22 protein-coding genes are annotated in these 20,242 nt (G+C 58.0%); 12 read left to right on the top strand and 10 right to left on the bottom strand.

Translation table 11 applies throughout. The features are described from left to right. Window positions 1-2 precede the first annotated feature (2 nt). Window positions 3-965 (bottom strand): ABC transporter substrate-binding protein, encoded by a 963-nt coding sequence (locus MK208_RS08375; RefSeq protein ID WP_294115849.1) that lies wholly within the window; start codon window positions 963-965, stop codon window positions 3-5. A 273-nt stretch (window positions 966-1,238) separates the two neighbouring features. Then, window positions 1,239-2,048 carry a 4-hydroxy-tetrahydrodipicolinate reductase gene (gene dapB, locus MK208_RS08370; RefSeq protein WP_294115848.1) on the bottom strand — a complete coding sequence of 270 codons (810 nt, stop codon included), beginning with the start codon at window positions 2,046-2,048 and terminating at the stop codon, window positions 1,239-1,241. Window positions 2,049-2,150: 102 nt separating this feature from the next. Here dapB and rbfA point away from each other — a divergent pair, with 102 nt between their 5' ends. Next, complete coding sequence (gene rbfA, locus MK208_RS08365; protein WP_294115846.1) at window positions 2,151-2,573, top strand: 30S ribosome-binding factor RbfA; 423 nt, start codon at window positions 2,151-2,153, stop codon at window positions 2,571-2,573. Further along, window positions 2,573-3,316 carry a phosphodiester glycosidase family protein gene (locus tag MK208_RS08360; protein WP_294116246.1) on the top strand — a complete coding sequence of 248 codons (744 nt, stop codon included), beginning with the start codon at window positions 2,573-2,575 and terminating at the stop codon, window positions 3,314-3,316. Before rbfA ends, MK208_RS08360 begins: the two co-directional genes overlap by 1 nt. Here MK208_RS08360 and MK208_RS08355 read toward each other — a convergent pair. The 3 genes from MK208_RS08355 to MK208_RS08345 are packed head-to-tail and all read right to left on the bottom strand — an operon-like array spanning window position 3,306 to window position 6,317. Continuing rightward, window positions 3,306-4,313: an ABC transporter substrate-binding protein gene (locus tag MK208_RS08355; protein WP_294115844.1), complete on the bottom strand. Its 1,008-nt coding sequence runs from the start codon at window positions 4,311-4,313 to the stop codon at window positions 3,306-3,308. The two genes, MK208_RS08360 and MK208_RS08355, sit on opposite strands and share 11 nt — an antisense overlap. Beyond that, a complete protein-coding gene (locus MK208_RS08350) occupies window positions 4,292-5,659 on the bottom strand; it encodes a sensor histidine kinase N-terminal domain-containing protein (RefSeq protein WP_294115842.1) in 1,368 nt (455 codons plus the stop codon). The genes MK208_RS08355 and MK208_RS08350 overlap by 22 nt, the downstream gene beginning before the upstream one ends. Next, window positions 5,652-6,317 carry a response regulator transcription factor gene (locus tag MK208_RS08345; protein ID WP_294115840.1) on the bottom strand — a complete coding sequence of 222 codons (666 nt, stop codon included), beginning with the start codon at window positions 6,315-6,317 and terminating at the stop codon, window positions 5,652-5,654. The genes MK208_RS08350 and MK208_RS08345 overlap by 8 nt, the downstream gene beginning before the upstream one ends. A 111-nt stretch (window positions 6,318-6,428) precedes the next feature. Between MK208_RS08345 and MK208_RS08340 the strand changes: the two genes are divergently transcribed. The 5 genes from MK208_RS08340 to truB all read left to right on the top strand — a co-directional run bounded on the left by MK208_RS08340 (window position 6,429) and on the right by truB (window position 10,796). Continuing rightward, window positions 6,429-7,406, top strand: a complete 978-nt coding sequence (locus MK208_RS08340; protein WP_294116245.1) for a tripartite tricarboxylate transporter substrate-binding protein — start codon at window positions 6,429-6,431, stop codon at window positions 7,404-7,406. A 68-nt stretch (window positions 7,407-7,474) separates the two neighbouring features. Beyond that, window positions 7,475-7,957, top strand: a complete 483-nt coding sequence (locus MK208_RS08335; RefSeq protein WP_294115838.1) for a tripartite tricarboxylate transporter TctB family protein — start codon at window positions 7,475-7,477, stop codon at window positions 7,955-7,957. 1 nt (window position 7,958) lies between these two features. After that, a complete protein-coding gene (locus MK208_RS08330) occupies window positions 7,959-8,192 on the top strand; it encodes a hypothetical protein (protein WP_294115836.1) in 234 nt (77 codons plus the stop codon). Between the two features lies 1 nt (window position 8,193). Further along, entirely contained in the window at window positions 8,194-9,708 is a 1,515-nt protein-coding gene (locus tag MK208_RS08325; RefSeq protein ID WP_294115835.1) for a tripartite tricarboxylate transporter permease, read from the top strand. 173 nt (window positions 9,709-9,881) lie between these two features. Next, the gene (truB, locus tag MK208_RS08320) at window positions 9,882-10,796 is read left to right on the top strand and encodes a tRNA pseudouridine(55) synthase TruB (protein WP_294115833.1); all 915 of its coding nucleotides are present in this window, start codon (window positions 9,882-9,884) and stop codon (window positions 10,794-10,796) included. Here truB and MK208_RS08315 read toward each other — a convergent pair whose 3' ends face one another. Then, window positions 10,797-12,212, bottom strand: a complete 1,416-nt coding sequence (locus MK208_RS08315) for a hypothetical protein (RefSeq protein WP_294115831.1) — start codon at window positions 12,210-12,212, stop codon at window positions 10,797-10,799. It abuts the gene before it with no gap. Between the two features lie 125 nt (window positions 12,213-12,337). On the opposite strand from MK208_RS08315, the gene MK208_RS08310 reads away from it, so the two are divergent. The 4 genes from MK208_RS08310 to MK208_RS08295 all read left to right on the top strand — a co-directional run bounded on the left by MK208_RS08310 (window position 12,338) and on the right by MK208_RS08295 (window position 15,474). Next, the gene (locus MK208_RS08310) at window positions 12,338-12,847 is read left to right on the top strand and encodes a DUF1643 domain-containing protein (protein ID WP_294115828.1); all 510 of its coding nucleotides are present in this window, start codon (window positions 12,338-12,340) and stop codon (window positions 12,845-12,847) included. Window positions 12,848-13,007: 160 nt separating this feature from the next. Further along, window positions 13,008-13,277: a 30S ribosomal protein S15 gene (gene rpsO / locus MK208_RS08305; protein ID WP_058241030.1), complete on the top strand. Its 270-nt coding sequence runs from the start codon at window positions 13,008-13,010 to the stop codon at window positions 13,275-13,277. Window positions 13,278-13,413: 136 nt separating this feature from the next. Continuing rightward, complete coding sequence (locus MK208_RS08300; protein ID WP_294115817.1) at window positions 13,414-14,631, top strand: GTP-binding protein; 1,218 nt, start codon at window positions 13,414-13,416, stop codon at window positions 14,629-14,631. A gap of 117 nt (window positions 14,632-14,748) precedes the next feature. After that, complete coding sequence (locus tag MK208_RS08295; RefSeq protein WP_294115814.1) at window positions 14,749-15,474, top strand: sterol desaturase family protein; 726 nt, start codon at window positions 14,749-14,751, stop codon at window positions 15,472-15,474. Here MK208_RS08295 and MK208_RS08290 read toward each other — a convergent pair. From MK208_RS08290 to MK208_RS08280, 3 genes are all read right to left on the bottom strand, one after another. Beyond that, a complete protein-coding gene (locus MK208_RS08290) occupies window positions 15,471-15,968 on the bottom strand; it encodes a hypothetical protein (RefSeq protein ID WP_294115811.1) in 498 nt (165 codons plus the stop codon). The two genes, MK208_RS08295 and MK208_RS08290, sit on opposite strands and share 4 nt — an antisense overlap. Beyond that, window positions 15,965-16,189: a hypothetical protein gene (locus tag MK208_RS08285; RefSeq protein ID WP_294115808.1), complete on the bottom strand. Its 225-nt coding sequence runs from the start codon at window positions 16,187-16,189 to the stop codon at window positions 15,965-15,967. Before MK208_RS08285 ends, MK208_RS08290 begins: the two co-directional genes overlap by 4 nt. 234 nt (window positions 16,190-16,423) lie before the next feature. Beyond that, complete coding sequence (locus MK208_RS08280) at window positions 16,424-17,167, bottom strand: SGNH/GDSL hydrolase family protein (RefSeq protein ID WP_294115806.1); 744 nt, start codon at window positions 17,165-17,167, stop codon at window positions 16,424-16,426. A gap of 408 nt (window positions 17,168-17,575) precedes the next feature. Here MK208_RS08280 and pnp point away from each other — a divergent pair, with 408 nt between their 5' ends. Then, on the top strand, window positions 17,576-19,717 hold the full coding sequence (pnp, locus tag MK208_RS08275; protein ID WP_294115804.1) for a polyribonucleotide nucleotidyltransferase: 2,142 nt from the start codon (window positions 17,576-17,578) through the stop codon (window positions 19,715-19,717). A gap of 145 nt (window positions 19,718-19,862) precedes the next feature. Here the strand turns inward: pnp and MK208_RS08270 are convergent. Continuing rightward, on the bottom strand, window positions 19,863-20,242 hold a 380-nt coding region (locus tag MK208_RS08270), incomplete at its 5' end, for a hypothetical protein (protein WP_294115802.1).

Here is a 20,242-nt window from a genome sequence, read left to right as displayed (position 1 = left end):
TCTTACTTGGTTGCGGCGTCGACAACCGACTTCCACTTGGCTTCGTTTTCACCCATCCACGCGGACACAACCTCTTCAACTTTCTGACCGTCCACATCCACGGCGCCCATCATTGGCTGCTGATCTTCCACAGCCAGCTGATAGTTCACGAGAATTTCGTGGGCGGCAGGCCATTTGTCTTTCAGACCAGGCCAACCGGCTTTGAAGATACGGCTTGCGGCGAAGTCACAATCGTTGATCGCATTTGGGTTTGGGCCCCAGGCTGGATCGGTGAAGCAAGCATCCTCACCCGCAGGCAGATCGACAAACTTCACGTCGTAGGCCGACATCGCCCAGTGCGGCTGCCAGAAGGTGATCAGCAAAGGCGATTTCTTCTCTGTGGATGCGCGCAGTTCGGCAATCAGAGCGCCTTCGGAACCCGCAGGCACAGCTTTGAATGGCAGTTCCAAACCAGTCATGCGGTCCGCGCCAGGTGTACCCCAATCCGCCGGATAATCCACCAGACGCCCCATTGGCAGGGTTTCTGCGGTGGCGAAGTTCATCGCACAGTCTTTCAGCGCTTCCCACGCTGGCAGGCCTGGGCAGAGCTCTTCGACGTGCGCCGGATAGGCGATGCCTTCACGCGCAGCCAGGCCCAGATCGGACAGCTCTTCCAGCTTTCCTTCGCCTTTCAGCACGGCGTATTGATCGGACACGTTGGAAGACCAGATTTCCAAAGTCGCGTGAATGTCGCCATCGGCAATTGCCTGAAACTGGTTCATCATGCCAGCAGTCACATATTCAACTTCATAGCCGGCCGCCTTCAGCATTTCGCCCGCCACATGTGTGGTCACGTGCTGGCCGGTCCATTCGTTCAGCGCCAGTTTGATGGGCTCATCGGTCGCGCCAAGATCTGCCGCTTGTGCCGACATGGCCACCGCGGATACCGCAAGCGCCGACAGTCCGGCTTTCAAAAACGTCGTCATGGTCTTCTCCCTGTTGGTCATTTTTTAAATGGTCATTTAAGTTTTTGTTTGTCGGCATAAGAACACAACGTCTCTGACCTGCCAACAAAAAATGCATCTGGGTGGGATGCATCTTGTCTCCAGACGCTCTCAACGTCGGACATCAACCGCTGGGCGGTTGATTTTATTGGGCATTTTTCTGCACCCAAATTGATCACAGCAACGCGAGAATGCCAATCACGTGAGTTGCGCAAAACGTCACAGGACGTTTCGCGCTGTATCAGTAAGGGATTCTTACAACCCCAATACGTCAAACATATCATATTCTCCGGGCTTTTGATCCTGCCCCCAGATCGCAGCCTTCACCGCGCCACGGGCAAAAATCGCCCGATCTGTCGCCTGGTGACGCAGCACAATGCGCTCCCCAGCGGCTGCAAACAGCACATCATGTTCGCCAACAATGTCGCCACCACGAATGACAGAGAAGCCGATGTCGCCTTTTTTGCGCGCGCCGGTGATGCCGTCCCGCGCCCGATCAGACACATCCGCCAAATCCACACCGCGCCCTGCAGCAGCCGCCTCGCCAAGCATCAAAGCGGTGCCGCTTGGAGCATCCACTTTGTGGTGGTGATGCGCTTCGATGACTTCAATATCAAAATCCTCATCCAAGGCTGCCGCCACTTTCTCGGTCAGTTTGGTCAACAGGTTCATCCCCAGGCTCATGTTGCCAGCGCGCACGATAACCGCGTGCCGGGCACAAGGCTCCAGTTGTGCAATATCTTCTTCGGTCATACCCGTGGTGCCAATCACATGCACCGCGCGCGCCTGCGCTGCCAGTTTGGCAAAGGCAATCGTCGCCGCAGGTGCGGTAAAATCGATCACCGCCTGCGCTTTGGCAAAGGCCTCCAGCGGCTGGTCCGTCACTGTCACGCCCAGCGCCGCGCCGCCCATGGCTTCGCCAACATCACGGCCAACCCAGTCATGGCCTTCGCGTTCAACCGCGCCCACCAAACGCACCTTGTCACTGTCGGACACCGTCTTGATCAGCATCTGCCCCATCCGGCCTGATGCGCCTGTGATCACGATTCCTGGCAATTCCTGCATGGTGTCCTCTCCACTTTGACAAACCACCCAAATGGCGGTGCGCCCTGCTTACCCAATGCAATCCAGCTTGGCAAAGGCAGACAGAAGCCCTAAGTGAGGGACATGGCAAAGAACTCTTTCTCTGAGGGCCGCGGCCCGTCCCAACGCCAGCTGCGCGTGGGTGAATTGATCCGACGCACCCTGTCGGAGGTTTTGGTACGCGACGAGCTGCATGATCCGGACATCACCCGCATGTCGATCACTGTGGGCGAGGTGCGTATCACACCCGATCTGTCGATCGCCACCTGTTTTGTGCTGCCTCTGGGCGGCAAAAACAAAGAGGACGCGGTGGCCCTGCTAGCCCGCCACAAAGGCGAGCTACGCCGTATCATCGGCCGCAAAGCCAAACTCAAGCACGCCCCGGATCTGCGCTTCCGTGTGGACAACACCTTTGATCAAATGGACGCCACTCGCGCGATGCTGTCTGACGAACGGGTGCAGGCCGATGTGGCCAGAACTGACACAGAGGATGGCGAACCTACGTGATCCGAACTACGCTCTGTTTGATCTTACTGTCCCTGCCCCAATGGGCGCAGGCGGTGACCTGTTCAGATCAAACACATGAAGGGCGCAGCCTGACGGTGTGCACGGTGGACGCGGCTAAGGACAATCTTCGCCTGTTCCTCCGTGATGACAGCGGCGCCATTCTGGGCCAGTTCCGCGACATCGAGCGCGCACTGGAAGACGGCAAAACCCTCAGCTTTGGCATGAACGCGGGCATGTATCATGCCGACCGCAGCCCCGTGGGGCATTACGTTGAAGACGGCACCGAAGAGATGCGGCTCTTGACCGGTGGCAGCAAAGGCAATTTTGGCCTGCTGCCCAATGGCGTGTTGTGCCTGAACGATGGTGCCGTGCAGGTCTATGAGACTTTGGATTTCCAGAAAAATGCCCCAACCTGCCGCGACGCCACCCAATCCGGCCCAATGCTGGTAATTGACGGTGCTCTGCACCCGCGCTTCCTACCCGACAGCACATCACGGTTCCTGCGCAATGGTGTGGGCACCACGGATGACGGCCAAACTGCCTATTTCGTTATCTCCAACGAGGCGGTGACTTTCCACGAGTTTGGCCGTTTCTTCCGCGATGTTTTGCAAACACCAAACGCGCTCTATTTTGACGGCAAGATTAGCCGCCTGCATGCGCCGCAACTGGACCGTTCCGATGGTGGCTTCTGGATGGGGCCGATCATTGGTGTTGTGGAACCCAGCGGCGCAGTTACTGAATAACCGCGCTGCTCCATTCCTTGATGAATGTGCGACGTTTGAGCGGATCGAGATAGGTCATCAAGGCTGGCTCCAGAGAAATCACCGCCTGTCCGGTGCTGTCCGTCGTCGCGCTCAACGGTGGCAATGGAAACGCCTCTAGGCTTTGCTGCCCGGTTTGCATTTCCACTAAGTGGCGCACAAAGGCGGCGGCCTCTTCGGCCACTTCGGTACGACTGCTGACAAAGGCGGTGCGCATCATGATGGTGGGAAAATCCAATGGCAGCACAATTTCCAGCATGTCGGCCACATCCTCACGCGCGGCGACATAGCTGCCCAAAACATTGTAGGCGACCATCAACTCCCCAGCGACCAGATCGTCAATCATCGCGCCGGAACAGCAATAGAGCTGCGCATCCAGCCCGCCCATCACCTCCATCAGCCGCCAAAACGTCTCTGACGCGCGCGCATCCTGGGTGGCAAACAAATAGCCCAGGCCGGAATCCCGTACGTCGTAGGTGCCGACCTTGCCGCGAAACACTTCGGGCCGCGCACGCATGGCCGCAATCAACTCTTGTCGGGTTTGCGGCACAGACTCTGGCGCAAAAGCTGCCCGGTTGATCACTATGGTTGCTGGCTCCGTGGTGAAAGCAAACAAGCTGTTGCGCCACTGTGCCCAATCCGGCTGATCCAGATTGGCGATCTGGACTGAAAACCCGTCGTTCACCAGCTTCAATTGCAAATCCATCGCACTGGAGATCACCACATCAAAATCCTCCGGCGCCGCCCGGAAGACTTCGTCGATTTGCGCCGTGCCCGTAACGAAATACTCCACTGCCACGCCGGACCGGCTTTGCAAGAAATCTTCGATCACCGGCGCAAACAGGGAAGTGTCGGTACTGGACAACACCCGCAGCGTGCTGCTTGCCGAGGCGGGTCCAAAGGCGTTTTGGTCCTCCCAGTCCTGTGCCTGCGCCAGTGCAGGACACAACCACATCATCAAAGCAAAAATGTAACGCATGCGCCCCCCTCCGGCATGTTGCCCAACGTCAGCTCTCCGCCATGGGCCGTGGCCACATCCTGCGCAATGGTCAGCCCCAAGCCGGACCCAATGGTATCTTTGGCATTGTCACCGCGCGAAAACCGCACCGCCAACCCCTGCATCTGGTCAGGCGGGAACCCCGGCCCCTCATCGCGCACCTCAACCCGAGGCCGTGGCGATGCGCCAACCTCCAGGGTGATCTCGCTCTCCTCCGGCGCATATTTCAACGCATTCTCCACCAGATTGCGCAGCGCGTTTTGCAGCAGGATCGAATCCGCCTCAACACTGACCGCGCCCTCGCTGATCACCGTGAGCGCGATGTCTTTCATCTCCGCCACCGGCGCCAAACGGGTCACCAGATCTTCCACCAGCTCGACCAAATCCAGAGTCCGCGTCTCCAGATGGTCTGCACGAAAGGTGATCATTGCATGATCCAGAAGCTGTCCCGCCGCGCGGGAACTCTCATCAATCGCCCGCACCATAGAGCGCAGCGCCTGGCGGTTGTCTTCGCGCTCCACCCTCTGCAAGGTCGCCTCCGCATGGCTGCGCACGGTGGCCAAAGGCGTGCGCACGCGATGCGCTGCCTCGGCAATGAAGTCCTCTGATTGCTTCAGAGATGTGTCCAGCCGCGCCATGAAACTGTTGAGCGAGGTTACCAAAGGCGCCATCTCCAGCGGCACCGGGCGCGCAACGGGGCTAAGGTCTTTGGGCCCCCGCCGCGTGATCGAATGGGTCAGCCGCTCCAAAGGACGGATGGTGCTGTTTGTTGCCCAGCTCGCCACCAGCACGGATAGCGTAAAGAATCCGGCCCCAATCAAGCCCACGTTGCGTGAAATCTTGTTCAGGGTCCCGGCCAAAGCATCCTGCGTTTGCGCCACCGACACGGTTACACGTGTCCTGGTGTTGGCCCCCACCAATATCCGTGCCGCCGTGGCCACGCGCACCGGCGCACCGTCAAAAATCGCCGACACATGCACAATCTCGCCCCCGTCCGGCGCATCGGCAACCGGCAGAAGCTCATAGCCGGACAGCAGCGTTTCCTCCTGCCAAATTGCGTAAAACACCCGATCATCCGCATCGGTGCTCAACATCGAGAAGGCCACATAAGGGAAGTCCACCTCCACATCTCCATCCCGCAACGTGGCCGCATCCAGAATAGACGCCACCGAGGCTTCCAGAATGCTATCCTGTCCACTCTGCGCAATTTGTGCCGCATAGGTGCGCACCACAAAAAACAAGAGAATGGCAATCGCCGCCGCACTGCCGATCAGCGTCAGCGCCAGCCGTGCTCTGAGTGAGCCCGCCACATTAACCGCGTCATCCATGATCGAGCCGATAGCCCAGGCCGCGCAGGGTGGTGATCCGCAACTCCGAAGGCTCCAGATGTTTCCTCAAGCGGCCGATATAGACCTCAATCGCATTCTCAGAGACATCTTCGTCGTACGAAAACAGCCGGTCTGCCAGCTTTGCCTTGGAGAAAATCTGCCCCGGCGCGTTGATCAACAGCTCCAGCAGCCGCAATTCCCGATTGCGCAAAGTCACCGCCCGCGCCCCGATCGTCAGCCGCCCGGCCACCGGATCAAGTGTCACACCGCCCAGCTCCGTCACCGATTGCGCATGGCCCGCATTGCGTCGCAGCACCGCCCGACAGCGCGCCTGAAGCTCTTCGTGATCAAACGGTTTGGTCATGTAATCGTCCGCCCCAAGATCAAGCAGGCTGATTCTGTCACTGACCTGAGACCGCGCGGTCAGAACAATCACGGGCGTGTCGTTTTTCCCGCTCCGGTGGTGTTTCAGGAAGGTCCGACCATCCCCATCCGGCAACATAATATCCAATAATATGAGATCATATTCGCCGGTCTGCATGAATGCCATGGCATCATCAATTTTATCAGCATGATCAACAACATGACCATCCAATTGTAGCCGCGCACTGACCGCATTGGCGAGCTCGATATTGTCTTCGACCAGGAGGAATTTCATGCGATTTGAGTGCCTTTCTGACAGCATGACAGGTTTGTGACAGGTTGCGATGTTTGACTGCCCTCAACTGAGCCGTCTTTCGGACAGTTGTCAATTTGGAGGAGAAAAATGATGAAATTGACCATGGGCCGTCGCGCCCTGATGGCCACCGCAGTGGCAGCATTCGCATTCACAGGCCAAGCTATGGCGGAAAAAGCCGTAGACAGCATCCACTTCCTGATCCCCGGCGGCGCCGGTGGTGGCTGGGACGGCACGGCACGTGGCACCGGCGAAGCGCTGACCAAAGCGGGCATCGTGGGCACTGCATCTTATGAAAACATGTCCGGTGGCGGCGGCGGTAAAGCCATCGGCTACCTGATCGAAAACGCCGACAGCAACCACGGCACATTGATGGTGAACTCCACCCCAATCGTGATCCGCTCCCTGACCGGCGTATTCCCACACAACTTCCGTGACCTGACCCTCGTGGCCGGCACCATCGGCGACTACGCCGCATTGGTTGTGCACAAAGACAGTCCGCTGAACAACATGTCTGACCTGATGGCCGCATATGACGCGGACCCATCCAAAACCGCCATCGGCGGTGGCTCGGTTCCAGGCGGCATGGACCACCTGGTTGCAGCCATGGTGATGGAAGCGGCTGGCAAAGACGCTCTGGGCGTGAAGTACATCCCTTACGACGCAGGCGGGAAAGCCATGGCAGCGCTGCTGTCCGGCGAAATCGCGGCTCTGTCCACCGGCTTCTCCGAAGCGGTTGACCTGGCCAACGCAGGCGAAGTGAAAATCATCGGTGTGACCGCGGACGAGCGTGTTTCCGCCGCACCAGACGCCATGACTATGAAGGAGCAGGGCATCGACACCTCCTTCGTGAACTGGCGTGGCTTCTTCGCGGCCCCAGGCCTGCCAGAAGACAAGCTGGCAATGTACCAGGACGCGATCTCCAAAATGTATGACACCCCAGAGTGGGAAGTCGTGCGCGAGCGCAACGGCTGGGTCAACATCCATAACAACGGCGACGACTTCAAAGCTTTCCTCGAAGGCCAAGAAAAAGTCATCGGCGACTTGATGAAGAAACTGGGCTTTCTCTAAGCTGAGTTAACATCCAACTGGGCAGAGCGGGCTCCCGCTCTGCCTTTCTTTAAAGGGAGGGGAGCTTCATGGCTCTGGATCGCTGGATCGCTCTGATACTGCTGGGCATCTGTATGGCATATGGTTATGCCGCCTGGTTTACGATGGATGGCAGTCTTGCTCCGTTCATGAAACGCAACCCTATTTGGCCAAGCACCTTCCCGAAGGTACTGTCCATCCTTGGTATGATTGCCTCGCTGATCATCCTGCTGGGCCTCGAAAAAAGCGAAGCCAAAGAGGCGGAAATCGATTACCGCCGTTTGACCGAATACAAGCTGGGCCAAGCGATCCTGCTGTTGAGCCTGATGGTCGCTTACGCGCTGCTATTGCGTCCGGCGGGTTTTATCTTCTCGACTTCCGGTTTCCTGATCCTCGGCTCCTTTATCCTCGGTGAGCGCAAGTTCCACTTCATGGTGCCAATCGCGCTCCTGGCCACTTTCCTAGTTTGGTATCTCGTTCAACAAGTTCTCGGCATCTACCTGCGGCCGCTGCCCGGCTTCATGGGAGGCTGAGATGTTTGGTGAACCTTCCGTTGTATCCCTACAGTTTGTCTTGATGCTGATTGGTGGATGCCTGGTGCTGTTCTCCGCCGCGGCCTTTGTCATCATTGGCTCGTTTTTGATGGGCGCTGGCAAATGGCACATCACGGCATTGGTCACGATGATGGCCGTCATCATTCTATGGACACTTGTTCAGCACACGCTGGGCATCAACTTACGCCCCACCACGGGCAACTTTGGAGGCTGACATGCTCGAAGGACTACTGATCGGCCTGCAAACGGCCTTCTCTCTACAAAACCTCTTGATGGTCATTGGTGGCTGTCTGATCGGGACATTTATCGGCATGTTGCCGGGTCTTGGCCCAATGTCGATCATCGCCATCATGATCCCAGTCGCCATCTCCATGGGGGATCCCTCCGCCGCGCTGATCCTGCTTGCCGGTGTGTATTACGGCGCCATCTTTGGCGGCTCTACCTCCTCCATCCTGCTGAACGCGCCGGGGGTCGCGGGCACCGTGGCCTCAAGCTTTGACGGCTACCCGATGGCCAAAAAAGGCAAAGCCGGTAAGGCGCTGACCGTGGCAGCGATTGCCTCTTTTGCCGGCGGCACCATTGGCGCCATCCTGTTGATGGTCTTCGCGCCTGCGCTATCCTCCGTTGCGCTGCTGTTCCACTCCGCTGAATACTTTGCCCTGATGGTTGTGGGCCTCTCCGCGATCGCCGCCTTTGCAGGCACCGGCCAAGTAGCCAAGGCGCTGATGATGACCCTGCTGGGCCTGATGATGGCCACCGTGGGCGAAGGCGCATTGTTCAACATGCCCCGTTTCACCATGGGCATCATGGACCTACAGTCCGGCTTTGGCTTCATCACTCTGGCGATGGCCATGTTCGCCCTGCCGGAAGCGCTCTTTCTGGTGCTGAAACCACGCACCATGGGCGAGAGCAACAGCGGTGAAATCAAAGACCTGCGCATCACCGGGTCCGAGGCGAAATCCATCGCGCCGGTGATTGGCCGTCAGTCGGTTCAAGGCTTCTTCATCGGGGTTCTCCCCGGTGCTGGCGCCACCATCGCGTCCTTCCTGGGCTATGCGGTGGAGCGCAACATCGCCCCGAAGGAAGAACAAGAACAATTTGGCAAAGGCTCTATCAAGGGCCTGGCGGCCCCGGAAACAGCCAACAACGCAGCGTGCACAGGCTCCTTTGTGCCCCTGCTCACGTTGGGCATCCCTGGTTCCGGGACCACCGCCATTTTGCTTGGTGCGCTGATCGCTCTGAACGTCACGCCAGGCCCGCGCCTGATGATCGACGAGCCTCAGGTGTTCTGGGCGGTGATCATGTCCATGTTCATCGGCAACCTTGTGCTGCTGATCCTGAACCTGCCACTGATCCCGTATATCGCCAAAGTGCTGGCCGTGCCGCGCAACTACCTGATCCCGTTCATCCTGTTCTTCACCCTGATGGGGGCCTACATCGGTCAGAACAACGCCACCGAGCTGCTTTTGCTAGTTGGTTTCGGGGTCTGCGCCACAGCCTTGCGCTTTGCCGACTATCCATTGGCGCCACTGCTGATCGGCTTCATTCTGGGCGGCATGTTGGAAGACAACTTTGCCCGCTCCATGCAGCTCTATGACGGCATCGCCTTCATCTGGGAGCGTCCGATGACCCTCGGCCTGCTGGTGATCGCGGTGATCCTTGTGGCACTGCCAAGCTATCGTGCCCGCCGCGCCCGTTTGCGCGCAGCAGGTGTCGCCGACGGCGACTAAACCGAGCACGGGTTCGCGGGGTGCTCCTCCACCCCCGCGATCAGGAAAGGCCATCGGGTTGCGTGGACCCGATGGCCTTTTCTTTTGGAGAGGCTTTTTGCGTAAGCTAAATTGACAGCGTGAAGGCAATCCGCTAGGTCGCCGCCCTCACCCTGATATGAGAGGTCAAAGGCATGGGACGCAAACGCAAGGGACGCGATATTTCTGGCTGGCTTGTGGTCGATAAACCTGCAGGTATGACCTCCACCTCTGTGGTAAACAAAGTCCGCTGGGCCTTTAATGCCAAAAAGGCCGGCCATGCTGGTACGCTGGATCCAGATGCCACTGGCGTTCTGGCCGTAGCATTGGGCGAAGCCACCAAAACCGTGCCTTACATCACTGACACGTTGAAGGCTTATACCTTCACTGTACGTTTGGGACAGGCCACCAATACCGACGACGCCGAAGGCGAAGTCATCGCCCAGTCCGACAAACGCCCCACCGATGATGAGATCAAAGCTGCGTTAGGTCAGTTTGTCGGCGACATTAAGCAGGTGCCACCCAAATTCTCCGCCGTGAAGATCGACGGCGAACGGGCTTACAAACTGGCGCGCGACGGCGAAGACATCGAACTCGCCGCCCGCCCCCTCTGGGTCGAAGAGCTGGTGATGACGGACCGCGAAGACGAAGATCACGTCACGCTGGAAATGACCTGCGGCAAAGGTGGCTATGTTCGCTCCATCGCCCGTGATTTGGGCGAAGCCTTGGGCTGTCACGGACACGTGCGCGAGCTGCGCCGTATCTGGTCCGGGCCGTTTGACGCCGCTGACGGGCTGAGCATCGAGCAAATTGACGAGATGGCGAAACAGCCGGAGCTCGACAGCTACCTGCGCCCCTTGGAACAAGGTCTTGAAGATCTGCCAGAGGTGAAAGCCACCGCCGAAGGCACCGTGCGTCTGCGCAACGGCAACCCTGGAATGGTGTTGGCCTCTGACGTGGAATATGGCGAAGAATGCTGGGCCAGCTTCGACGGCGAAGCTGTGGCCGTTGGCGTCTTCAAAGCCGGACAATTACACCCCAGCCGCGTGTTTGTGAAACCCGAGGGCTGATCAGGCGACCATGCCGCCATTGCCATTGGCGTCATACATATCCTGCGGGGTCATGCCGCTGAACAGAATATCTGCCGCCTGGCCCTGTTCGGCAGTGATCGGGTCGCCATTGGCATCGAGCCAGACTTCCGGCAGGTCATAGTTGTCCGCCGCATCCTGATTGCTGAACGCCACGGTTGCGCCGGTCTGATCGCCGTTGAGCACCAGCAATGGGTGCCCGCCCAGCGTCAGCGTGGTCTCATCTGCGTCCGCGTCGTAACTGCTGTCAAACCCATCCGCCGCTTCGGCTACGGTGAAATACTCATTATCCGCGTTCTGGAAGCCCGCACCAAACGGACCATCCAACCCAAAGCTGATGACCAACTTGTCCTCGCCCGGCGCAAAATCGGTGATCTCGGTCACATTGTCATAGACGCCTGCAAAGGCCTCAAATGTGTCCGCATCCGCGCCACCAGTGGCCACATTGCCAGACCCAAGCCACAGCACATCCTCGCCCGCGCCGCCAGACAGGGTATCCCCCGCGCCAAGGCGGTTCAGGTGGCCCGGCTCATGGTTCCACTCGGCGCCATAAAACACACTGCCGCTGCCACTAAAGATGTGGTCATCCCCCTCGCCACCTTGCAGATCATCCGCACCGGCTTCACCAAAAATCCGATTGTCGCTGTCATCGCCAATCAGCGTGTCCTCTCCGGCACCACCACGCAGCGCATCCGCCACATAAGGCTTGTCCTGAATGGTATAGTCACGCGCCCACTCGGCCTGTACCTCGCTGTCATGCGCATCACCATCTGTGTGCTGGAACACCACCGACAGGCTTTCGCCATCCGCCAAAGAGGCCCCCGGCAGATCAATGCGCACATCTCCGGTGTCGGCATCGCGTAATGCCAGTCCACCGTCTTCCTGCGTCAGAACAAAGTTGCCCGAAGACCCATCCACCGGGCTTTCGTAATTGCGCAGCACAATCATGTCCTCGGACGCATCAAAATCCTCTATGCGGCCCACAACTTCATTGTCCGCCTCGAGATAGAAAGTGTCGGCACCAGCTCCGCCGTTGGCCATGTTGCCGGCTGAGACAAACAGATCGTCATCGCCTTCGCCGCCTTCGAGGTAATCGTCTTCCCCGCCGTTACCGACAATCGTGTCCTCGCCAGCGCCGCCAATCAGGTGGTCGTCCACATCCAACTCGCCAAACAGGAACTGGGCTGCAAAATCATCTTCCGGTTCCGCGTCTTCCTCAGGGCCGACTTCAGGCACCTCGTCCGTCGACGGCTGCTCACCTTGCGCATCGGCGGAGTCATCACGCTCGTCATCCGACGGCGTGCTGTCGTCTTCTGCCTCGGTGTCATCGGTCACACCCACCATCGTGCCAACGGCCGCGCCTGCCGCAAGCAGGCCCAAAAAGAAAAGAAACGGCATCTCACCACCTCACCAATCAGCCGTACAAAACCCCAGACGGCTGTTATCCCAAGTATCAGGGATAAGAAGGAGAGGCTTCAAAATCAAACGTTTGACTCCGCGTTGGTTAATCATAAGTAGACAGAATGATCGAACGCCACTTCCAAAAAGACGACGCCACCAGCTCCGCACTCTACTCGGAATGCGAGACCTACCGCTATGCGCTGACTAGGGTGTGGGACAACAGCGCCGCCAAAGTGCTGTTCATCATGCTCAATCCGTCGAAAGCCACCGAGCGTCAAAACGACCCCACCATCGAGCGCTGCGAACGTCGCGCCCGCGCTCTGGGATATGGCGGTTTTCGCGCGGTGAATATCTTTGCCCTGCGCGAAACCGACCCCAAGAAGATGCGCCAGCACAAGGCCCCTGCGGGACCGGACAATGACAGCGTTGTGGCTGACAGCTGCCTCTGGGCTGATGACATCATCGCCGCTTGGGGTGCACATGGCGATCATCTGGACCGCGGTTTTGAAATGAAAGGCGTTCTGAAAGCCACCGGCCAGACCATCAAATGCCTCGGCGTGACCAAAGCCGGCCACCCGCGCCATCCACTGTACATCGCCTACGCCACACAGCCGGAAATCTGGCGGCTCTGATCCTCAGAAAGCGACGGAAACGCCTTCCCCCTTTCCTTTTGATCCATTTGCGACTAAATACGCCCATCTTCCAAGGGAATCCCTTTGGGGGACATCTCTATGGACCTTGCTGGACGACATCCCGGCTTGCGCCCGAAACCCTTTGCAATAGGAGACCCCGATGTCGATCACTGTTGAAGAAAAAGCACGCCTGATGAAAGAATTCGCGACCAAAGAAGGCGACACCGGTTCCCCGGAAGTCCAGGTTGCGATCCTGACATCCCGCATCAACACCCTGACCGAGCACTTCAAAACCCACAAGAAGGACAACCACGGTCGTCGTGGCCTTCTGAAAATGGTTGCTCAGCGCCGTAAGCTGCTGGACTACACCAAGGGCAAAGACGAAGCACGCTATCAGGACCTGATCAAGCGTCTGGGCATCCGTCGCTAAGACGCCGCTCAAGTCGAGATTACGGAAAACGCCTGCTCCCCGGAGCGGGCGTTTTTTGTTACAGGCCTTGCATTCCGTCACTTGCAGTTTTTGTCGCCGTCTGTTTGTTATGTTATAACATTATTTGGAGCCAGCTATGCCAGACACCCAACACCAAGACACCCGCCTCCCTGTGACCGTTTTATCCGGCTTCCTTGGAGCCGGTAAAACCACCCTCCTAAACGGCGTACTGAACAACCGCGAAGGGTTGAGCGTGGCAGTGATCGTGAACGACATGTCCGAAGTGAACATTGACGCGGACCTTGTGCGTGAAGGGGGAGCGGAACTGAGCCAAACCGAGGAAACCCTCGTGGAGATGTCTAACGGCTGCATCTGCTGCACCCTGCGCGACGACCTGCTGAGTGAAGTGCGCCGCCTCGCTGCCGAAGGCCGCTTTGATTACCTTCTAATCGAGTCCACGGGCATTTCAGAGCCACTCCCAGTGGCGGCGACCTTTGAGTTCCGCGATGAGCAAGGCGAGAGCCTTACAGATGTGGCGCGGCTCGACACCATGGTGACAGTGGTCGACGCAGTGAACCTCCCAAACGACTTTGACAGCCATGACCTTTTAGCAGACAGAGGCGAAACTCTTGGGGACGAGGACGAGCGCACTTTGGTCCACTTGCTGACCAACCAGTTAGAATTTGCCGATGTGGTGATCCTCAATAAGGTCACAGACGCCGGTCCATTGAAAACAGATGCTGCGCGCAAGATCATCCGCAGCCTGAATGCCGACGCCCGCATCATCGAAACTGACCACAGTAAGGTGCCTGCGCTGGATGTTCTCAACACCGGCCTGTTTGATTTCGACAAAGCACATGAACACCCGATGTGGGCCAAAGAACTCTACGGCTTTGCCGATCACACACCGGAAACCGAAGAGTATGGCATCACGTCCTATGTGTATCGGGAACGGTTGCCGTTTGATCCGCAAAAAATCCACGATGTGCTCAAGGACGACCTTCCCGGCGTAATCCGTGCCAAAGGTCACTTCTGGATCGCCACGCGCCCGGATTGGGTGGCGGAGTTCTCGCTGGCTGGCTCCCTGTCCTCCGTTGCCCCTTTGGGCACTTGGTGGGCCAGCGTGCCGGAAGAACGTCGCCCGACCCATCCGCAGGCACAAGAGTATATGGCCGCCCACTGGGCTGAACCTTTTGGCGACCGCCGTCAGGAGCTCGTTTTCATTGGCAGCGGGATTGACTGGCCTGCGCTTAAGGCGAAGTTGGACAACTGTCTTCTTCACGCAGAGTCTGTCGCCGCATTGGCCGCTGTAGAGGAGATGCCCGATCCATTCCCCGGATGGCGTCGCGCTTAAACGCGCATACCGCCTCGCGCTGCAATGTCGGTGCGAGGCCCCTCGCCTTGACGCAAAGTCAAATTTGACTCGCCCTACAATGCGGGCGCAGACTTCCCCGCGATAGGGGAGGTCACCATGAAAGAAACACTATCCGTTCTGATCCGCATGGGCAGTTTGCACCGATTGTTTCCGTTTTGGCTGGTCGGTGTGGTCCTGATTTTCCTGAACCTGACCTGGTGGATTCCTGTCGCGCTGATCTATGGCTACATCGCGCAGCTCTTTGTTGAATACGGCATGCACCGCTTCCTGATGCACCGTGAACCTCCCACCGATCAGGGCACCTTCAACGAGCTTTACCGCACCCACATTGGCCATCATGAATACCCCACCGATCCGGAGTTTTTTACTGGTGATGACCACTGGTATCCCGTGCGCTTTGGCCTCCTGTCTGTGGCCATCCACACCGCGATCCTTTGGCCTTTCTTTGGCCTGATCCCGGCGCTGACCATCGCCTATATCGCGCTGTTTGTGGGCTCGGTGTCCGCCTTCGCCTTCTATGAATACTGCCACACGATTGCGCATCTGAACGTGCCCAAAGGCCGCCTGGGTCAATACATCACCCGCAAGCATCTAGCGCATCACTTTCAAGACCACCACGCCACCTATCAGGTCAGCTTTGGCTTTGACGGGATCGACCGCCTGTTTGGCACCGCGCATGAAAAAACCGTCGCCAAAGAGCGCTTTGACCGCAAGACAATGTTGTCCATGGGCATGGACCCTGAAGACCTGCGCCTCGTGACAGCGCGCAAAGCTTTTGGCATCACCCAAAAGCCCGGCGCCAAACGCGCACGGACCTCTTAAGCCACCACAGACAGTTTCGGACGACCTACAACCCGTGCGTGCCGCCCCATGCCTGCGGGGAAACGGTTGGCGAATGTAAGTCCACTGCGGATCAAAGCCGGGTCCATACGCCCTCGCGTCACAAAGGCCACGGCCGAGCGCGCAGCGGCAGAGTTATCGCGCCGCATGTGGTGGATCATCGACAAGAATTGCACTTCGTCATCGGTGATGTCTCGCTTTGCCTTTGGGCACAGCGGATCATTCACATCGGGACCACCGTCACGACAGGCAAACAATGCAAGGACAGCTTTGTTGAGCCCGTGTGCTGCGGGCAGGCCAATGGACTCACCAAACCTCTCCACCGCAATGTCAAAGGCACGCCCCCAGTTTTTGGGATCGGCGCTTTCGGCACTGACGCACAAATGGCGCAGCACTGGCAACAGCCCAATTTCGAAATCGTCGCAGCCGACGGTTTCCAGGACTTCCACACACCGGTATTTTGCCACACTACTCATGCTTCTTTCCTCCGACTGCGAGCGCCATCCGCGTCGTCAAGGCGCACGACATTTTCTGGAAGCTCCCCCAGCAAATCTTCAACGCCCGACACTGGCGAGGCCGCTTTCACCGGAAAACGCAAACTGGTCTCCATGGCTTGCCGCAACTCCGGCTTCAACCCGCAACCTGCTTTTTGAGCCATTCCGTCGATTACCAGTAAGTCCGCAAAGATTTTCTCCATGTCAGGGTGTCCTTCTCTCGACAGCCGCAAAAAAGGGCACCAGCTCGCTTTGGGGGTCACAGCCGGTGCCTAGTTTCATGCATTGAAAACCCGGGCTGATCTGGAGGATCCTTGGCTGGGCGGCCTTTATCTGACAAATTCTGTCGGAATATGCAACCGCCCTTTTTGCCACAGCAAAAACGCCACGCCCCCACCGCAACGCGATGGGACTAACATATTGACTTGTTTAAAATCTTAGCGCGCGGCGTCATGCGCTGCGATCACCGCAGCCACCCGCTTGCCGATTTCGCGGCTGCCTTTGATCGACGGGTGAATCATATCAAAGGTATGAAAGCTCCGGTCGCCATTGGGCACCAGATCGGCCAGCGACACATAGTGCACGCCCGGATCAATCGCCGCCAGTTTGCTGATGCGCTGCTCCAAGTCATTGCCGGTGTCGCGGCAGCCTTCCACAGGCGACCACGCCCCCGGGCTGCGCAAGTATCCCACCCATGCCACCTGCGCTCCTGCGTGACGGTACTTCTGCACCATCATCGGAATGACTCCGCGCTTGCCGTCCTTAGAGATCATCTTGTTCATCTTGCCTGCGCATTTGCCGCAGCCACAGCCCAACCACAGGTCGTTCCCCCCGCCGTTCAACACCACCCAGTCCCAGTCGCCTTTGCGATACTGGTTCTCGATCCGCATGCCCATCGCCCCGGAAATCGGCAGTTTAAAGGTGATCTTCGCACCACTGATCGCGGTGTTATACACCGGCTCGCCCAGCACCGCCTCGATGGTGTGCGGGATCGACTGACCTGTAAACGTGTGCCAGGCCATCAAACTGTCGCCCATCGCCAGAATACGTGTGCCCTGCGGCTCGGCTTCTGCAACGGCATTCTTGGTCACCACCTCCTCAGGCTCAGCCTGTGCCGCTCCTACAGGGTTGGCACCGCTGGTGGTTTCTGCACAGCCAGCAACAAAAAACGTCGCCACCATACAAAGGGTCAACAAGAGGGTAAACGGGGCTCTCATGGCACTTATTCTCACACTGGGCGCATAACTCGCGCGTTACGTTTCCACCGCAGCAAGCCCCCTAGCCGCGATTCTGTCAGCCATAGTATCGCCCAAATTTGCCTAAAATGCCATGTTTTGGCCGTAAACAATGTGTTGCCCACGCAACGACACTGCGTTCACAGGTCTTGCTGGCACGGCAGCCCACCGCTGATTGACGGAGAATTTGGTTTCCAAACGCCTTGTTTTCCGATATGGGCCGACCATCTGAGACGTTGCGTCCTGACCTCGGCGCATCAAAGAAAGATAGAAGAGGTCGGCGGCAATGGGGCCGCTATTTTCAAACGGGAGACCCGGGATACGCCTGGGAGAGCTCCCAGCTAGGATACGATGATGTTCGAAGAAACCAAAAAGTCCATGCAGTGGGGCGAGGAAACGCTCACTCTGGAAACGGGTAAGATTGCCCGTCAGGCCGACGGCTGTGTGATCGCCACTCTGGGCGAAACCTCCGTGATGGCCGCAGTGACCTTTGCGAAGGCACCAAAGCCCGGTCAGGATTTTTTCCCTCTGACTGTGCACTACCAAGAGAAATACTACGCCGCCGGTAAAGTACCGGGTGGCTTCTTCAAGCGCGAAGCGCGCCCAACCGAAAAAGAAACCCTGACCGCGCGCCTGATCGACCGTCCGATCCGCCCGCTGTTTGTCGACGGCTTCAAAAACGAAGTTCTGGTGATGTGCACCGTGCTGTCCCACGATCTGGTCAATGACCCGGACATCGTGGCGATGATCGCAGCCTCCGCCGCCCTGACCATCTCCGGCGCGCCATTCATGGGCCCTATCGCGGGCGCACGTGTAGGCTTTGAGGACGGCGAATATGTCCTGAACCCAACCGTTGATGACATGCAGGATCTGCGTCAGAATCCTGAGCAGCGTCTGGACCTGGTTGTGGCCGGCACCAAAGACGCCGTGATGATGGTTGAATCTGAAGCCTACGAACTGTCCGAAGCAGAGATGCTGGGTGCGGTGAAATTTGCCCACGATTCCATCCAGCCAGTGATCGACCTGATCATCGACCTGGCCGAAGAAGCGGCAAAAGAGCCCTTTGACTTCCAGGCACCGGACTACGCAGAGCTCTACGACGCTGTGAAAGCAGCTGGCGAGGAGCAGATGCGCGCCGCCTTTGCCATCACCGACAAGCAAGAGCGCACCTCTGCTGTTGCCGCGGCACGCGAAGCCATCAAAGAAGCGCTGACAGAAGAACAGCTGGAAGACGCAAACCTCGGCTCCGCTCTGAAAAAACTCGAAGCGGGCATCCTGCGCGGCGACGTTGTGAAAACCGGCACCCGTATCGACGGTCGTAAAACCGACGAAATCCGTGACATCGTATGCCAGACAGGCCTGCTGCCACGGACCCACGGCTCAGCCCTCTTCACCCGCGGTGAAACACAGGGTCTGGTTGTGACCACTCTGGGCACCGGCGACGACGAACAGTTCATCGACGCGCTGCACGGCAACTTCAAATCCAACTTCCTGCTGCACTACAACTTCCCTCCATACTCTGTGGGTGAAGCTGGTCGCGTGGGCCCTCCCGGCCGCCGCGAAATTGGTCACGGCAAGTTGGCATGGCGCGCGCTGCAGGCGGTTCTGCCAGCGGCAACCGACTTCCCTTACACCGTGCGTGTGGTGTCTGAGATCACCGAGTCCAATGGCTCGTCCTCCATGGCGTCCGTCTGTGGTGGCTCCCTGTCCATGATGGACGCAGGTGTGCCTCTGAAATCCGCCGTTGCAGGTGTGGCCATGGGCCTAATCCTGGAAGACGACGGCTCCTACGCGATCCTGTCTGACATCCTGGGTGACGAAGACCACCTCGGCGACATGGACTTCAAAGTGGCAGGTACCGAAAACGGCATCACCTCGCTGCAGATGGACATCAAGGTTGCAGGCATCACGCCGGAAATCATGGAAAAAGCGCTGGCACAGGCCAAAGACGGCCGCATGCACATCCTGGGTGAGATGAACAAATCGATCACCGGTGCTGCGGAATTCTCCGTACACGCCCCACGCATCGAGACCATGAACATCCCAACCGACAAGATTCGTGAAGTGATCGGCTCCGGTGGTAAGGTCATCCGTGAAATCGTTGAAGTGTCTGGCGCCAAAGTCGACATCAACGACGAAGGCGTGATCAAGATTGCCTCGCCAAACGGTGACTCCATCCAGAAGGCTTATGACATGATCCACGCGATCGTGGCAGAGCCAGAAGAAGGCGCCATCTACACCGGTAAAGTTGTGAAGATCGTCGACTTCGGCGCCTTCGTGAACTTCTTCGGCAAGCGCGATGGTCTGGTGCACGTGTCTCAAATCGAGAACCGCCGCCTGAACCACCCATCCGACGTTCTGAAAGAAGGTCAGGAAGTGAAAGTCAAACTGCTGGGCTTTGACGACCGCGGCAAGGTACGCCTGTCCATGAAAGTGGTGGATCAGGAAACCGGCGAAGAAGTTGTGCCTGAGAAGAAAGAGAAGAAAGAAGACTAAGGTCTGCTCTCTCTCACAAACGAAAGCCCCGGTGGACACACCGGGGCTTTTTTCATTTCGAATCCCCAAAATAGGCGACATGCACAGTCGCCACCAATGTGGCCCGACACAAGAAGTCCGGTCTGACGAAAAAGATATACCACCCTTATGTCTGTCTTTTCGGGCAGCGTTTTTCAGTGCGCACAGCGCCGTCAGGCAAACCTGAGTCAATGTGAGAGCTTGAGAAAAACTGAACGCCGAAAAAGGCGGCAAGGAGGTCTTTGCGGCTGTTCGCACCAAAGTCTGCTGCGCGGACGAAGCTGCTATTGGACTCGATTTGCGTGATGATCGTTTTTGTCCCAAAGCGGACAAGAGGTTCTGGCTCTTCGGGCGGGAAGCGGACGTTCGCGGCACAAACAACGCCCCAGAATGCCGCCAAGTATGCAGACTTTTGCGTCCGCTCTAAACACAGATTATTTGGGGAGCGCGAATGTCTGACGTCAGCGCTTATGGGGCCAAATAGGGCGATTTGATAAGAGAGTGTTT

Source organism: Shimia sp. (assembly GCF_022448905.1).
Lineage (GTDB): Bacteria > Pseudomonadota > Alphaproteobacteria > Rhodobacterales > Rhodobacteraceae > Shimia.
The sequence above is the reverse complement of the archived record's forward strand: the minus strand, read 5'-3'. Positions and strand labels throughout refer to the sequence as shown.

Bases quoted from the DNA above. Each gene is read 5' to 3' on its own strand.
- MK208_RS08375 (WP_294115849.1), bottom strand. From the start codon at position 965: ATGACGACGTTTTTGAAAGCCGGACTGTCGGCGCTTGCGGTATCCGCG.
- dapB (WP_294115848.1), bottom strand. From the start codon at position 2,048: ATGCAGGAATTGCCAGGAATCGTGATCACAGGCGCATCAGGCCGGATG.
- rbfA (WP_294115846.1), top strand. From the start codon at position 2,151: ATGGCAAAGAACTCTTTCTCTGAGGGCCGCGGCCCGTCCCAACGCCAG.
- MK208_RS08355 (WP_294115844.1), bottom strand. From the start codon at position 4,313: ATGCGTTACATTTTTGCTTTGATGATGTGGTTGTGTCCTGCACTGGCG.
- MK208_RS08350 (WP_294115842.1), bottom strand. From the start codon at position 5,659: ATGGATGACGCGGTTAATGTGGCGGGCTCACTCAGAGCACGGCTGGCG.
- MK208_RS08345 (WP_294115840.1), bottom strand. From the start codon at position 6,317: ATGAAATTCCTCCTGGTCGAAGACAATATCGAGCTCGCCAATGCGGTC.
- MK208_RS08340 (WP_294116245.1), top strand. From the start codon at position 6,429: ATGAAATTGACCATGGGCCGTCGCGCCCTGATGGCCACCGCAGTGGCA.
- MK208_RS08335 (WP_294115838.1), top strand. From the start codon at position 7,475: ATGGCTCTGGATCGCTGGATCGCTCTGATACTGCTGGGCATCTGTATG.
- MK208_RS08330 (WP_294115836.1), top strand. From the start codon at position 7,959: ATGTTTGGTGAACCTTCCGTTGTATCCCTACAGTTTGTCTTGATGCTG.
- MK208_RS08325 (WP_294115835.1), top strand. From the start codon at position 8,194: ATGCTCGAAGGACTACTGATCGGCCTGCAAACGGCCTTCTCTCTACAA.
- truB (WP_294115833.1), top strand. From the start codon at position 9,882: ATGGGACGCAAACGCAAGGGACGCGATATTTCTGGCTGGCTTGTGGTC.
- MK208_RS08315 (WP_294115831.1), bottom strand. From the start codon at position 12,212: ATGCCGTTTCTTTTCTTTTTGGGCCTGCTTGCGGCAGGCGCGGCCGTT.
- MK208_RS08310 (WP_294115828.1), top strand. From the start codon at position 12,338: ATGATCGAACGCCACTTCCAAAAAGACGACGCCACCAGCTCCGCACTC.
- rpsO (WP_058241030.1), top strand. From the start codon at position 13,008: ATGTCGATCACTGTTGAAGAAAAAGCACGCCTGATGAAAGAATTCGCG.
- MK208_RS08300 (WP_294115817.1), top strand. From the start codon at position 13,414: ATGCCAGACACCCAACACCAAGACACCCGCCTCCCTGTGACCGTTTTA.
- MK208_RS08295 (WP_294115814.1), top strand. From the start codon at position 14,749: ATGAAAGAAACACTATCCGTTCTGATCCGCATGGGCAGTTTGCACCGA.
- MK208_RS08290 (WP_294115811.1), bottom strand. From the start codon at position 15,968: ATGAGTAGTGTGGCAAAATACCGGTGTGTGGAAGTCCTGGAAACCGTC.
- MK208_RS08285 (WP_294115808.1), bottom strand. From the start codon at position 16,189: ATGGAGAAAATCTTTGCGGACTTACTGGTAATCGACGGAATGGCTCAA.
- MK208_RS08280 (WP_294115806.1), bottom strand. From the start codon at position 17,167: ATGGTGGCGACGTTTTTTGTTGCTGGCTGTGCAGAAACCACCAGCGGT.
- pnp (WP_294115804.1), top strand. From the start codon at position 17,576: ATGTTCGAAGAAACCAAAAAGTCCATGCAGTGGGGCGAGGAAACGCTC.